Origin of the sequence: Streptomyces tricolor (genome assembly GCF_002155905.1) — a bacterium.
In the GTDB taxonomy this organism is placed as follows: Bacteria; Actinomycetota; Actinomycetes; order Streptomycetales; family Streptomycetaceae; genus Streptomyces; species Streptomyces tricolor.
In genome coordinates, this window is record NZ_MUMF01000141.1 from 1 (window position 1) to 14,512 (window position 14,512).

Sequence of the window (14,512 nt, forward strand, 5' to 3'; positions counted from 1 at the left end):
CCAGGCCGTCGACGGCCTGGACTTCCAGGTCGCCGAGGGCGAGAGCCTGGGCCTGGTCGGCGAGTCGGGCTGCGGCAAGTCGACCACCGGCCGGCTCATCACGCGCCTGCTGGAGCCGACCGGCGGCACGATCACCTACCGGGGCCAGGACATCACGCACGCCGGCCGCAAGCAGCTGGCGCCGATCCGTTCCGAGATCCAGATGATCTTCCAGGACCCGTACGCCTCGCTGAACCCGCGGCAGACGGTCGGCAAGATCATCTCCGGTCCGATGGAGATCAACGGCATCAACCCGCCCGGCGGCCACGAGAAGCGCGTGCGCGAGCTGCTGGAGATCGTCGGTCTCAACCCGGAGCACTACAACCGGTTCCCGCACGAGTTCTCCGGCGGCCAGCGCCAGCGCATCGGCGTGGCCCGCGCGCTCGCGCTGGAACCCAAGCTGATCGTCGCCGACGAGCCGGTCTCCGCCCTGGACGTCTCCATCCAGGCCCAGGTCGTCAACCTGCTCCAGAAGGTCCAGCGGGAACTCGGCATCGCGTTCGTGTTCATCGCCCACGACCTCGCGATCGTGCGGCACTTCTCACAGCGCGTCGCGGTCATGTACCTGGGTAAGATCGTCGAGATCGCCGACCGCGAGGATCTGTACGGCAACCCGCGCCACCCCTACACGCGGGCTCTGCTGTCCGCCGTGCCCGAGGCCACGGTGGACGAGGAGCCGCGCGAGCGCATCCGCCTGACCGGCGATGTGCCGTCGCCGATCAACCCGCCGTCCGGCTGCCGCTTCCGCACCCGGTGCTGGAAGGCGACCGAGAAGTGCGCGACGGAGGCACCGCCGCTGGCGCAGGTGGAGGGCAACAAGCCGGGTCACCTCACGGCCTGCCACTACCCCGAAACGGTGGACACCGTCCCCGCTCCGCGCCTCTCCAAGGACCCCGAGGCGGCGGCCTGACACACCCCTTTCCGTCAGCCGCCCCCTTGCGGAGCGGACTTTCACCGGCCCATTGACCCGAGCCCATGAACGTCCGGTCCAGGGGACGAGGGCCCGCGCCTCCCCAAGGCACGGGCCCTCTTTCCGTGTGCCGGGTCCCCGGTTCCTGACGCGCCGTTCAGCATCGTGTGTCAGACTGCCGCGGTGGTGGATCACGCCTTTGCCGATCTCTCGCTCGCCGCGCTCTACGACCGCCTCAACCCCTGGGGGCCGGGGGACGCCTTCTACCTCGGTCTGCTGCGGGAGGCCGGCTCCGTGCTGGACATCGGATGCGGCACCGGGCAGTTGCTGCGGCGGGCCCGGGCCGAGGGGCACCGGGGGCGGCTGATGGGACTCGATCCGGCCGCCGCGATGCTCGTCCAGGCACGCCGGGAGCGCCCGGACATCGAGTGGGTCCTCGGCGACGTACGGGTCCGGCACTGGGAACAGGACTTCGACCTCGTCGTCATGACCGGGCACGCCTTCCAGGAACTGCTGACGGACGAGGACATCCGGACCTGTCTGCACGCCGCCCGCGCGGCCCTCCGCGACGGCGGCCGATTCGTCTTCGAGACCCGCAACCCCGGCGCCCGGGCCTGGGAGCGCTGGACCCCGGACCGGGTGCACGAGATCGTCGCCGCCGACGGCACCGCGGTGCGGGTGTGGCACGAGGTGCGGGGCGAGGGCCCGGACCGGGGCCGGGTGCGGTTCACGGAGACCTACGACGGCGACGGCTGGCCCGCGCCCAGGGTCGTCCACAGCGTGTTGCGCTTCCTCGACGCCGGGGCACTGGAGGACTTCCTCACCGAGGCCGGCCTGCGGGTCGTCGAGCAGTACGGGGACTGGGGGCGGGGGCCGCTCACCCCCGACTCCCCCGAGATCGTCACCGTGGCGCGGAAGGCATAGAGGGCGCCCTTCCGCCGGCCGGGCACCCGGGCCGGACCGGCCCCGCATCCGGCCCGGACCACGCGCCCGTCGCCCCGTCCCGTCAGCTCTTCCCCGGTCCCTCCGCACTCCCCTCCTCCAGCGCCGCCAGCGCCGGATCGAGCACGATGTCCTCCTCGCGGGCCTCGATCGTCGGCTCCTCCGGGAAGTGGCAGGCCGTCAGGTGGCCGTCCCGGTTGCCGGCGATCCGGACCAGCGGGGGCTCCTCGGTAGCGCACCTGTCCTGCGCCTTCCAGCAGCGGGTGCGGAAACGGCAGCCGGACGGCGGGGAGATGGGCGACGGCACGTCGCCGGCGAGGCGGATGCGCTCGCGCGCGGGCCCCTCCTCCGCCGTCAGGGTCACCTCGGGGACGGCGGACAGCAGGGCGTGGGTGTACGGGTGGCGCGGGCGGGCGTAGATGGAGTCGCGGTCGCCCACCTCGATGATCTTGCCGAGGTACATGACCGCGACGCGCTGGGAGAAGTGGCGTACGACGGCCAGGTCGTGGGCGATGAAGACGAAGGCGATGCCCAGTTCCCGCTGGACCTTCTGGAGCAGGTTGACGACCTGGGCCTGGATGGAGACGTCCAGGGCGGAGACCGGCTCGTCGGCGACGATCAGCTTGGGTTCCAGGGCGAGGGCGCGGGCCACGCCGATGCGCTGGCGCTGGCCGCCGGAGAACTCGTGCGGGAACCGGTTGTAGTGCTCCGGGTTCAGGCCGACGATCTCCAGGAGTTCACGGACCCGCTTCTCCCGGCCGCCGGGCGGGTTGATGCCGTTGATCTCCATCGGACCGGAGATGATCTTGCCGACCGTCTGCCGCGGGTTCAGCGACGAGTACGGGTCCTGGAAGATCATCTGGATCTCGGAACGGATCGGCGCCAGCTGCTTGCGTCCCGCGTGGCTGATGTCGCGGCCGCGGTAGGTGATCGTGCCGCCGGTGGGCTCCAGCAGCCGGGTGATCAGCCGGCCGGTGGTCGACTTGCCGCAGCCCGACTCACCGACCAGGCCGAAGCTCTCGCCCTCGGCGACCTGGAAGTCGAGACCGTCGACGGCCTGCACGGCGCCGACCGTGCGGCGGACGGGGAAGCCTCCCTTGACCGGGAAGTGCTTGACCAGCCCCGACACCTTCAGCAGCGGTTCCGGGGGCGCGTCCGCAGCAGCGTCGCGGGTGGCGGGGAGGACCAGGTCCTCTTTCATGGCGGTTGTCCTCCTAGCCCAGTCGGGGCCTGATCTCTTCCACGAAGATGGTCTGCTTCTGCTCCGCGCTCAGGTGGCACGCGGAGGAGCGGTCCGGGCCCAGCGGGGGGCGCTCGGTGGCGCAGCGGTTCCCGCCGACCCGGTCCCGGAAGGTGCACCGGGGATGGAAGCGGCAGCCCGGCGGCGGGGTGAGCAGGCTCGGCGGGGTGCCGGGAATGGGCGCGAGCGGGGTCCCGAGGTCGGAGTCCAGCCGGGGCATGGAGTTCAGCAGGCCCCAGGTGTACGGGTGCTGCGGCGAGCGGAGGACCTCGGTCACCGTGCCGCGTTCCACCGCCCGGCCCGCGTACATCACCATGATGTCGTCGGCCATGTCGGCGATGACCCCGAGGTCGTGGGTGATGAAGACGATCGCCGTGCCGAACTCCCGCTGGAGGTCCTTGAGCAGGTCCAGGATCTGGGCCTGCACGGTCACGTCGAGGGCCGTGGTCGGCTCGTCGGCGATCAGCAGGTCCGGGTCGCAGACCAGCGCCATGGCGATCATCGCGCGCTGGCGCATACCGCCGGAGAACTGGTGCGGGTAGTCCCGGGCGCGTTCCTTGGGGTTGGGGATGCCGACCTTGGCGAGCATGTCCACGGCCCGCTCCCAGGCGGCCTTCTTGGAGGCGCCGGTGTGCTTCATGTACGGCTCGGCGATCTGCCGGCCGATGGTGTAGAAGGGCGACAGCGCCGTGAGCGGGTCCTGGAAGATCATCGCCACCCGGTTGCCGCGGAGCTTCTCCATCTCCTTCTCGGTGGCGGTGATGAGTTCCTTGCCGTCGAGGACGATCTCCCCGTCGATCGTGGTGAACAGCGGGTCGTGCAGCCCGAGGATCGTCAGGTTGGTGACCGACTTGCCCGAGCCCGACTCGCCTACGATGCCGAGGGTCCTCCCGCGGTGCAGGTCGAAGGAGAGCCCGTCGACGGCCTTGACCGGGCCGTCCTCGGTGGAGAACGTCACCTGGAGATCGCGCACCGAGAGGAATCCGTCCGGCCCGGTCGGGGCCGGTGCGCCCTCGGCCTTGGTCACTGTGGTCACGATGGCTGGTTCTTCCTAGGAGAGCCGGATGCGGGGGTCGATCCACGCGTAGGTGATGTCGGTCAGGATGTTGATGAGCAGGATGAAGAAGGCGCCGAACAGCATGACCCCCATGGTCAGCGGCAGGTCCTTGTTGACCGCGCCGTCCACGGCGAGCCGGCCGATTCCCTGGAGGGAGAAGGTCAGTTCGGTGACGACGGCGCCGCCCAGCATGGAGCTGACGTCGATGCCGAGCACGGTGACGATCGGGATGAGCGAGCCGCGCCAGGCGTAGCGCAGGAAGACGTAGCGGCGCGACATGCCCTTGGCCCGGGCGGTGCGCACATGGTCCTCGGCGAGCTGCTCGATCATGGACGACCGCGCCATACGGGTGTACTGCGCGGTGAAGATCGTGGCCATCACGCACACCGGGATCGACATTCCGACGAACCAGCCGACGGGGTCCTGGGTGATGGGCACGTACCTGGGGTCCTCCATCCAGCCGGTGCTGTAGACGAGGATGGTCAGCACGACCGGGCCGAGGAAGTAGATCTGGAACGAACTGAGCACCATGGACCCGCCGGTGGCGACCTTGTCCACCAGCGTGCCGCGCCGGTAGGCGGCGAGCATGCCCGCGCCGACGCCGATGAGGAGGAAGACGACCGCGCCGCCGGCGGTCAGGGTGAGGGTCAGCGGGAACCGGTCCATGATGGTGCTCCAGACCATGTCCCCCGAGTAGAACGACACGCCCAGGCAGGGGGCCGAGCAGTGCCCGGCCGGGAAGTCGCGGCCCGTCACGATGCCGGACATGAAGTGCCAGAACTGCTGGGCCAGGGGCAGGTTCAGGCCCAGGGCCTCCCGGATGTCCGCCAGCCGCTGGGGCGAACAGTCCTTGCCGCAGGCCAGGGAGGCGTAGTCGGAGGGTGCGGCCACGAAGAGGAAGAACGTCGCCGCCCCGATGAGGAAGAGCGTGACGAAGGCGCCGACCGTGCGCCGGATGATGAACTGAAGCATGGCGGGCTGGCTGCTCTCTGCAACAGACGGTGGGTGGGGTGCGCTCGGCCAGGGGGCGCGCCCGCTGCGGAGCGCGCCCCCGTGGTCAGCCGCGGGTCACGACTTCAGGTACAGCCGGGTGATGTCGATGAGGCTGGACACCGAGCCGTAGCGGGCGCCGCCCACGTTCGAGCCGGAGAGCTGGAACTGCTTCGTGTACCACAGCGGGGCCGCCGGGATGACGTTCTCCAGCAGGTAGTGCTGGGCTTCCTTCCAGGTCGACGCGGCCTCGGCGGGCTCCTGGGTCAGCGCCTTCTTGATGAGGGCGTCGACCTTGGGGTCCTTGACGTGCGAGTAGTTGGCGGAACCGTCGAAGACCTGCGAACCGTCGTAGATCGGCGTGACGACCGTGCCCGGGGACGGCCAGTCCTGGCCCCAGCCGGTGATGTAGATGTCGTACGGGTTCTTGAGCTTGCCGATCTGCTCGTAGTAGCTCGCCGCGTCGACCTCCTTGGCGACGACGTCGATGCCGACCTTGGTCAGCGCGTCCTCGATGGCGACCTTGCGGCGCTGGCCCTGCTCGCTGTTGGGGTAGGCGAAGACGAGCTTCTTCTGGGCGGCCGGGACGCCGCCCAGGATCTCCTTGGCCTTGGCGATGTTGCCCTGCGGGGTCTTCAGCCGGCCGTAGGGGTCGTAGCTCGGCTCGTAGCCGGGCAGGGTCGGCGCGAAGTAGTTCGGCGCGACGTCACCGCCGTAGGCGCCGCCCTCGCCGGCGATGAGGGACTTGGAGTTGACGGCGTAGGTGACGGCCTCGCGGACCTTCTTGTCCTTGACCCGGTCGAGGTTGAAGGTCAGCGTCATCACGTAGGGCTGGTAGCCCTTGACCGTGCGCTTGCTCGCGTCCGGGTCGTTGATGACGTCCTGGATCTGGGTGGCGTCGACGCTGCCGGTGAGCTGGATGGCGTTCTTGTTGTCGCCCTCGTCCGCGATCAGCCGCTTGGTCTGGGTGGACTCGGTGACGCCGAACTGGAAGGTGAAGCCGTCGACGTACTGGTGGCGCACGGAGTCGGTCTTCGGGTCCCAGTTGGTGTTCTTCACCAGCTTCAGGGTCTTGCCGACCTTGTTCTCGGCGATCTTGTACGGGCCGGTGGCGACCGGCTTCTTCTCGTACTTCTCCTTGGTGTCGCCCTTCGCCGGGACGACGGCGTAGCCGGCCATGGCGAGGGTCTGCGGCAGGTCCGGGCGCGGCTGGTCGAAGTGGAAGACCACGGTCTTGTCGTCCGGGGTGTCCAGCACCGAGGCCGGCAGGTGCTTGCCGTCGAAGCCGCCGCCGGGCAGGGCCTTGCGGTAGTCGGCGCCGCTCAGCCAGGTCTGCAGGTAGGTCGGGCCGTCGAAGATGAACTTCGCGTACAGGCGCTCGACGCTGTGCCGGATGTCGGCCGAGGTGATGGGGTTGCCGTTCTCGTCCTTGACGCCGTCCTTCAGCGTGTACGTCCAGGTCTTGCCGCCGTCGGAGGACTTGCCGGAGTCGGTGGCGAGGTCGCCGACGACCGACACGTTGCCCTTGTCGTCCTCCTGGAACTGGGTCAGCCGGCGGAAGAGCAGGTTGGCGACCTGGCCGGAGTCGGAGACGTAGATCTGGCCGGGGTCCAGGTGGGACAGGCCCGGCTCCTGGTAGACCGTGATCGTGCCGCCCGGCTTGGCGCCGGGCACCTCCTTGGCGGGGCCGGTCGATCCCGCGGCGTCGACATAGGTGACCGCCTTCGACTGGACCGCCGCTTGTTTCTGGTCCTTCTTGGAGTCCTTGCCGGATTTGCCGCCCTCGTTCTTCGAGCAGGCCGTGAGGGCCAGGGAGCCGGCCGCGATGGCGATCACGACGGCCCGCGCTCCGCGGGCGCGATGAGACATCATGTGGCGAATCCACCTACCTGTCGGTTGTTATCCGTGAGATCTGCCGGGCGCCGGCCGGGCAGGCCGGCGGGGGCGGCAGCCACCCCCCACCCAACGGACGTCCTACCGCCCGGACTTGGGGTCGAACGCGTCCCGTACGGAGTCCCCGAGGAGGTTGAAGCACAGGACGAAGATCACCAGCGCCACCCCGGGGAAGAACATGAACGCCGGGTCCTGTTCGGCGTACCGGGCGCCGGCGGCGAACAGGCGTCCCCAGTCGGGGGTCGGCTCGACGAATCCGACGCCCGCGAAGGACAGGAACGCGATGCTGAGGATGGTGCTGGGCAGTTGGTACGTGAACTGCACCAGGATCGGGGTGACGACGTTGGGCAGGATCTCCTTGCGCACGATCCGCCACGGGGAGGCCCCCGAGACCTTGGCCGCCTCCACGAACTCCCGCTCGCGCAGGGACAGTACGGTCGACCGCACCAGCCGGGCCATGCCCATCCAGCCCAGCAGCCACAGCACGATGAGCATGGCCAGGGCGCGGAAGTACGTCGGTGTCTCGTCGCGGGGATCCACGAAGAACGACGTCACCACGGGCATGAAGGCGATGAAGAACAGCTGTTGCGGGAAGGAGAGGAAGAAGTCGGTGCCGCGGCCGATCCAGTAGTCCGTACGACCGCCGAAGTACCCCCCGATCAGGCCGATCACGACACCGGTGACCATGATGAGCACGGTGATACCGAGCGCCATGTACAGCGAGGTGCGCATGCCGTACAGCAGCATGGCGTAGAGGTCGCGGCCGTACTGCGGCTCGACGCCGAACCAGTGGTCCCCCGAGACCCCTCCCAAGTAGCCGAGCGGAAGCCCGAATTCATCGAGGACGGGCTGGTCGGCGTAGGTGGGGTCCTGGCCGTACAGGGTGTACGGATCGGTACCCGGCAGCTTCACGAGCAGCGGTGCGAGCAGGGCGACGACGAAGTAGCCGATCACCACCACCGCGCAGATGACGCCCGTGCGGTCGCGTTTGAAGCGCAGCCACATCAGCTGGCCGGGGGACCGGCCCGCGAGCTTGACGGCCTCGGTCTTCGTCTCCGGCCCTGGTGCGCCGTCGACGACGACCGAAGCCCCGCCGCCCTCTATGTCGATAGGACTTGTCACGGTTTGTCCGTTTCACAGGTATAAACGTGAGAGGTGCCCGCGTACTCCGAGGACGCGCGTGACCGCAGTCGGACGCGCGTAGTTACTGGGGTTCCCTCCTCATGACTTCACGTGTTCACCAACGGGAGAGGGTTTCCGTCTTCCCTCCGACACCCCTGACGGAGGGTCAGACACCCCCTGGTGCTCGTGAGTCGGCGCTGTCCCCACAGCGCGAGACCCATTGACCCGAGCGCTACGCGGCTAACTATCTGCCATGGGTCGACCACCGACCACCGCTCGTAGATCTCAATTCAGTCACAGCTCTCGCCCGGACCTTCCAAAATCTGGACAAAGTGTTCGGTGGAAGAAGGCGCGAAACGGACGTGTTACATGGGTATCGGGCGACGATCTCCGCATGTCGGACAGGAGGGCCCCGAAAACGGGTTGCAAAAAGCCCGGATGCCCCCACCATGGGGGGCACCCGGGCTCAAGTGCCGGAAGGTCAGCTGTGCTTGGCGCGGCTCGCGGCGCGGGCACGCTCACGCTGGTCGAGCACGACCTTGCGGATGCGAACGGCCTCCGGGGTCACCTCGACGCACTCGTCGTCGCGGCAGAACTCCAGCGACTGCTCCAGCGACAGCTTGCGCGGCGGAACGATCGACTCGGTCACATCGGCCGTCGAGGACCGCATGTTGGTGAGCTTCTTCTCCTTGGTGATGTTGACGTCCATGTCGTCGGAGCGCGAGTTCTCACCGACGATCATGCCCTCGTACACCTCGGTGCCCGGCTCCACGAAGAGCACGCCGCGCTCCTGGAGGTTCGTCATCGCGAACGCGGTGACGGCACCGGCGCGGTCCGCGACCAGAGAGCCGTTGTTGCGGGTCTGCAGCGGGCCGAACCAGGGCTCGTGGCCCTCGTGGATGGAGTGGGCGATGCCCGTGCCGCGGGTCTGGGTCAGGAACTCGGTGCGGAAGCCGATCAGACCGCGGGACGGCACGACGAACTCCATGCGGACCCAGCCGGAACCGTGGTTGGACATGTTGTCCATGCGGCCCTTGCGGACACCCATGAGCTGCGTGACGGCACCCATGTGCTCCTCGGGCACGTCGATCGTCATGCGCTCGACCGGCTCGTAGACCTTGCCGTCGACGTCCTTGGTGACGACCTGGGGCTTGCCGACCGTCAGCTCGTAGCCCTCCCGGCGCATGGTCTCGACCAGGATGGCGAGCGCCAGCTCACCACGGCCCTGCACCTCCCAGGCGTCCGGACGCTCGGTCTCCAGGACCCGGAGGCTGACGTTACCGATCAGCTCGCGGTCCAGGCGGTCCTTGACCTGGCGGGCGGTGACCTTGCGGTCCTTCACGGCCGCCTTCGCGTCCGCGCCCTTGCCGGTACCGCCACGGCCGACCAGCGGCGAGGTGTTCGTACCGATCACCATGGAGATCGCCGGCTCGTCCACCGTGATCAGCGGCAGCGGGACGGGGTTCTCGGGGTCGGCCAGGGTCTCGCCGATCATGATGTCCGGGATGCCGGCGACCGCGCAGATGTCACCCGGGCCCGCCTTCTCGGCCGGCTTGCGGGTCAGCGCCTCGGTCATCATCAGCTCGGAGATGCGCACGTTCTGCACGGAGCCGTCGCGCTTGATCCACGCGACCGTCTGGCCCTTGCGCAGCTCGCCCTGCTCGACCCGGAGCAGCGCGATACGGCCGAGGAAGTTGTCGGCGTCGAGGTTGGTGACGTGGGCCTGGAGCGGCGCGTCCTCGTCGTAGGTCGGGGCCGGGATGTGCTCCAGGATGGTGGAGAAGAACGGCTCCAGGCTGGTGGAGTCGGACGGGACCGTGCCGTTGTCCGGCTTGGTCAGCGAGGCGATGCCGTCGCGGCCGCAGGCGTAGACGATCGGGAACTCGATCTGCTCCTCGTCCGCGTCGAGGTCGAGGAAGAGGTCGTAGGTCTCGTTGACGACCTCGTCGATGCGGGCGTCGGGGCGGTCCGTCTTGTTGATGCACAGGATGACGGGCAGCCGGGCCTGGAGCGCCTTGCGCAGCACGAAGCGGGTCTGCGGCAGCGGGCCCTCGGAGGCGTCGACGAGCAGCACGACACCGTCGACCATCGACAGACCGCGCTCGACCTCGCCGCCGAAGTCGGCGTGGCCGGGGGTGTCGATGATGTTGATGGTGATGGGCTCCCCGCCGTCCTTCGGGTGGTACTTGACCGCCGTGTTCTTGGCGAGGATCGTGATGCCCTTCTCACGCTCCAGGTCGTTCGAGTCCATGACGCGGTCGTCGACCTGGTCGAGCTGGTGGGCGGCGAAGGCACCGGCCTGCTTCAGCATGCCGTCGACGATGGTGGTCTTGCCGTGGTCGACGTGGGCGACGATGGCGACGTTGCGGATGTCGTGGCGCGTGGCCATATTGTGGCGTACTCCCGGAGTGTGAGGACTGCCCTGCGCGTACGTCCGTGTCGCGCGGGCCCTGCCGGGCTGGACACGCCACGGCCTCACCCCATGGTACGTGGCCTTTTCAGCCGGGGCTCGCCGGGCCGCCTCAGCCCTGGTCAGGGCTGGGCGAGACCTTGGCTCCCTTCTTCAGGAAGCCCATGTCCTCGTAGATCGGCGTCTGGAAGCCGAAGGCGCCCGCGTTGACCAGGTTCTTGCGGGCGCCGACCAGCTGGGGCCGCTGGTACAGCGGGATGGAGCCCGCCGCCGCCCAGATGCGGGCGTCGGCCTTGCGGATCAGGTCCCGCGCCTCGTCCTCGTCCAGCGTGGTCGCGGCCTGGTCGAAGAGCTGGTCGACCTGGTCCGTACCGACCCGGGTGTAGTTCTGCTCGACGTTCACCGAGCCGTCCGCGGCCGGCACCGGCTTGGCGTAGACGGGCCGGGCGTCCGTCGCCGGGAAGGCGGAGGACGGCCAGGAGTACAGGGCGAGGTCGTAGTCGCCGGCGGCGATGTGGTCCTTGAAGTAGCTCTCGTCCGAGACCTTAGTGATCGTGGCGCGGATGCCGACCTGCTCCAGCATCGCGGAGATCCGCTCGGCGACCGAGTTCAGGGTCTCCGAGCCGGGTCCGGAGGGCAGGACGAAGCGCAGCGCGAGCGGCTTGCCGTCCTTGGCGAGGGGCCCGGCCGGGGCGGCGGCCGGGGCGGCTGTGCCCTTCGGGGCGTAGGCGCCGGGCGCGCCGCCGTGCTTGCCCTCCTGCGCGAGGTGCCGGTCGGCGTGCTCGGACCCGTGCCCGTCCCCGTCACCGGCGGACTCCCCCTCGCCGGCGGACTCCTCGTGCTCGCCCTTGCCGTCGCCGTCCGCGCCCCCGTGCCCCTTGCCGTCGCCGTGCCGGTCCTCGTGGCCCTTGCCGTCGTCCTCCTCCCCGACGATGTACTCGCCGTCGTCGCCGCCCTCGGAGACGTCCTCGGTGCGGCGCTCGGGGCCGGCCGCCTTCTCCCCCTTCTTCTGCTCCTTGAGCGGGCCGCCGCGCACCCAGCCGGCGTCGGCCAGCAGGGCCTGCGCCTCCTTGGCGTCCTGGCCGCCGATCGCGCCGCTGTTGTCGGCGTAGGCGGCCTGCCCGGACAGGGCGAGGTGGCTGCCGACCGGGACGGCGGGCAGCCCCAGCGGGGTGAGCACCAGCCGGGCCAGTTCGGTGCGGTCCAGGGCGCGGGCGACGGCCCGGCGGACCCGCTCGTCGGCGAGGGGGCCGGTGGAGCCGTTGAGGGCGAGCTGGGTGTAGGTGGGCTCCAGGGACTTGCGGACCTCGACCTCGCGCAGCTCCTGCTGCTGCTCCAGGTAGCGGGTGATGGCCTTGCGGAGTTTCGTCTTGCCGACGCGCACCTGGTCGGAGTCGAAGCCGTGCGCGAGCGCCCAGTCGCGCAGCTTCTTCACGGAGGTCTTGCCCCCGGCGCCCTGGAGCGGGGTGCCGGTGCCCTTCGCGCGGTTGGCGAGGTCGATCCGCTGGGCGTCGGCGGCGTCGATCTCGGCGAGGTCCACGCTGCCGTCGGCGAGCGCGGCGGCCCGCTTGTCGCGGGCGACGGCGTGCAGCACGATCTGGTTCAGCTTGGCGGGCTTGCCCCACCAGCGCGGGTTGCGGGTGAGGACGACGTCCTTCTTGGCGGTGTCGATCTTCTCCACCTTGAAGGGCCCCGCGGTGACCTTCAGCTTGCGGCGGGCGCCGTCGTTGAAGGCGTCCGGAGTGCCCATGACGTCCTTCGGGTACAGCGGGGAGAACAGCGACTTCCAGTCGGCGTAGGGGCGGGAGAAGGTGACCCGGACCTCCAGGTCGCTGGCGCCGCGCTCGATCTTGGCGATGCGGTCGTAGCCGGCGTTGCGGGCGGTCCAGTAAGCGCTGTTCTTGCCGGACAGGGCGCGCCACTGCGCGACGAAGTCGGCGGCCCCGATCTCCCGGCCGTCGCTCCAGACGGCCTGCTGGTTGAGCTTGTAGAGCACGACTTGGCGCGGCTCTGTCTCGATGACCTTGGCCGACTCCAGATAGGCCGGATTGGCCACCGGACGGCCGAAGGCGTCGAGCCGGAACATGGACGGCAGCACGGCCTGGGCGATCCGGCTGGTGCCGGCGTCGGCGTCGGCCTGGAAGGTGTTGAGGGTCTCCGGTACGGCGTCGACGGCCCACTTCAGGGTGCCGCCGTCGGCGACCAGGTCCCGGGCGACCGGGGCGATGTCCTGCGGTGCGAGCGGGCTGCCGGCCTGGTCTTCTTCGCTGCAGCCGGCGAGCAGGGGGACGGCGAGGGCGCCCGCGCCGAGGAAGACGAGGGCCCGCTGCACGCGGCGCGCGCGGAGGTGCCGGGTCGGGCCGTCGTTCGTCTGCGGGCGCGTCGTGGCTGGTCGCGCAGTTCCCCGCGCCCCTGCGGGGTGCTGCCGGACTTCGTAGGACATCTCTGCTACCTCCGGAGAGCCACGGGCCTTATGCTCACATTTGTCGGTATATGGAGCTGATCACGTTTGGCGGTATATGGAGCTGATCAGATCTATGCGGCCACTGAAGAGGAAAGGATCCGGCAACAGCGGGCGACACGGCGGCGACGGCCGGTAAGCCCACCCGTGCGGCGCAACACACCCGGCGATGCACCCGTACGCCTCGGCCAATCGCTGCACATCCCTTCACATCGGCAGGCGTGAGGCGCAACACTCCAAGGCGCATGAACGTTGCCGTCCATGGCCCGCCGGACCCGCGGAAGCGAGGGCAAGTCATGTCCGTGCACGACGACATCAACGCCGTCCAGCGCTGTCTCGACGACCTGCACCGGTCGCTGGGCCGCCTGGAACACCAGCTCGGCAGCGGCGGCCTGGAGATACGCCGGGTCCGGCTGGACGCCGACCATCTCCGCGAGAGCGTGGCACTGCTCCGGGAGGCAGCCGCCGCCTCGGCCGCGCCGCGCCGGCCCGACCTCGTCACCATCTCCGACGCGCCGTACGACATCAGCCTGTGGACGGACTCGGACGACGAGGGACTGGGCGCCCGCGACCGCCGCGCCCCCTGAGAAACCGCAACCGACCGGAGTCCTGACTTGGCTACTGGTACGGAACCCCAACAGAACAGCGGCGGTGTCCGCAGCCGTACGCGCGCCGCGATCGCCGCCCCGCACCTGCGGACCGACCGCTGGTGGCTGGCGCCCGCCTGCACCGCGGCCGGTCTGCTGGCCTTCGTCGTCTACTCGACCTGGCGGGCCTTCGCGAACGCCGACTACTACGCGGCGCCGTACGTCTCGCCCTTCTACTCACCGTGCCTGGCGGAGAACTGCCGGAGCATGCGCGCGGGCCCGAACGCCGATCTCTTCGGCGGCTGGTGGGGCATCTCCCCCGCGATCATCATCCTGATCTTCCCGCTCGGCTTCCGGCTGACCTGCTACTACTACCGCAAGGCCTACTACCGCGCCTTCTGGGCGTCCCCGCCCGCCTGCGCGGTGGCCGAGCCGCACCGCACGTACACCGGCGAGACCCACTTCCCGCTGGTCCTGCAGAACGTCCACCGGTACTTCTTCTACGCCGCCCTGCTGGTGGCCGGCGTGCTGACGTACGACACCGTGCTGGCCTTCCGGGACGAGCAGTACCAGTGGGGGCACATGGGCCTCGGCACCCTGGTCTTCCTGGCCAACATCGTGCTGATCTGGGCGTACACCCTCTCCTGCCACTCCTGCCGGCACATCGTCGGCGGCAAGCTCAAGCACTTCTCGAAGCACCCCGTGCGCTACCGGGCGTGGCAGTTCGTCGGGAGGCTGAACGCCCGGCACATGCTGCTCGCCTGGACGTCCCTGGTCAGCGTGGCGCTCGCCGACTTCTACGTCTACCTCGTCGCGTCCGGCGTCTTCGACGATCCGCGCTTCTTCTAGAGATCCAGTGAG

The 14,512-nt window shown here is 69.5% G+C and carries 11 protein-coding genes; 4 read left to right on the forward strand and 7 right to left on the reverse strand.

Going from position 1 to position 14,512, the window contains the following annotated elements:
* A partial coding sequence (locus CCN44_RS11490) for an ABC transporter ATP-binding protein (RefSeq protein ID WP_086697580.1) occupies positions 1 to 949 on the forward strand: 949 nt, incomplete at its 5' end.
* Positions 950 to 1,132: 183 nt separating this feature from the next.
* On the forward strand, positions 1,133 to 1,873 hold the full coding sequence (locus tag CCN44_RS11495; RefSeq protein ID WP_086697581.1) for a class I SAM-dependent methyltransferase: 741 nt from the start codon (positions 1,133 to 1,135) through the stop codon (positions 1,871 to 1,873).
* An 82-nt stretch (positions 1,874 to 1,955) separates the two neighbouring features.
* Here the strand turns inward: CCN44_RS11495 and CCN44_RS11500 are convergent, their stop codons facing one another.
* From CCN44_RS11500 to CCN44_RS11530, 7 genes are all read right to left on the reverse strand, one after another.
* Entirely contained in the window at positions 1,956 to 3,092 is a 1,137-nt protein-coding gene (locus tag CCN44_RS11500; protein WP_086697582.1) for an ABC transporter ATP-binding protein, read from the reverse strand.
* A gap of 13 nt (positions 3,093 to 3,105) precedes the next feature.
* The gene (locus CCN44_RS11505) at positions 3,106 to 4,167 is read right to left on the reverse strand and encodes an ABC transporter ATP-binding protein (RefSeq protein WP_059252415.1); all 1,062 of its coding nucleotides are present in this window, start codon (positions 4,165 to 4,167) and stop codon (positions 3,106 to 3,108) included.
* Positions 4,168 to 4,182: 15 nt separating this feature from the next.
* The gene (locus CCN44_RS11510; protein WP_059252414.1) at positions 4,183 to 5,160 is read right to left on the reverse strand and encodes an ABC transporter permease; all 978 of its coding nucleotides are present in this window, start codon (positions 5,158 to 5,160) and stop codon (positions 4,183 to 4,185) included.
* 96 nt (positions 5,161 to 5,256) lie between these two features.
* Complete coding sequence (locus CCN44_RS11515) at positions 5,257 to 7,050, reverse strand: ABC transporter substrate-binding protein (protein ID WP_059252413.1); 1,794 nt, start codon at positions 7,048 to 7,050, stop codon at positions 5,257 to 5,259.
* 102 nt (positions 7,051 to 7,152) lie between these two features.
* A complete protein-coding gene (locus tag CCN44_RS11520) occupies positions 7,153 to 8,193 on the reverse strand; it encodes an ABC transporter permease (RefSeq protein WP_167403969.1) in 1,041 nt (346 codons plus the stop codon).
* A gap of 481 nt (positions 8,194 to 8,674) precedes the next feature.
* The gene (gene typA / locus CCN44_RS11525; protein WP_059252411.1) at positions 8,675 to 10,582 is read right to left on the reverse strand and encodes a translational GTPase TypA; all 1,908 of its coding nucleotides are present in this window, start codon (positions 10,580 to 10,582) and stop codon (positions 8,675 to 8,677) included.
* A gap of 133 nt (positions 10,583 to 10,715) precedes the next feature.
* The gene (locus CCN44_RS11530) at positions 10,716 to 13,046 is read right to left on the reverse strand and encodes an ABC transporter family substrate-binding protein (protein WP_086697583.1); all 2,331 of its coding nucleotides are present in this window, start codon (positions 13,044 to 13,046) and stop codon (positions 10,716 to 10,718) included.
* A gap of 314 nt (positions 13,047 to 13,360) precedes the next feature.
* Between CCN44_RS11530 and CCN44_RS11535 the strand changes: the two genes are divergently transcribed.
* Together CCN44_RS11535 and CCN44_RS11540 are read left to right on the forward strand one after the other, a co-directional pair.
* Complete coding sequence (locus CCN44_RS11535; protein ID WP_059252409.1) at positions 13,361 to 13,651, forward strand: hypothetical protein; 291 nt, start codon at positions 13,361 to 13,363, stop codon at positions 13,649 to 13,651.
* Between the two features lie 27 nt (positions 13,652 to 13,678).
* Positions 13,679 to 14,500: a hypothetical protein gene (locus tag CCN44_RS11540; RefSeq protein WP_086697584.1), complete on the forward strand. Its 822-nt coding sequence runs from the start codon at positions 13,679 to 13,681 to the stop codon at positions 14,498 to 14,500.
* Positions 14,501 to 14,512: the final 12 nt, after the last annotated feature.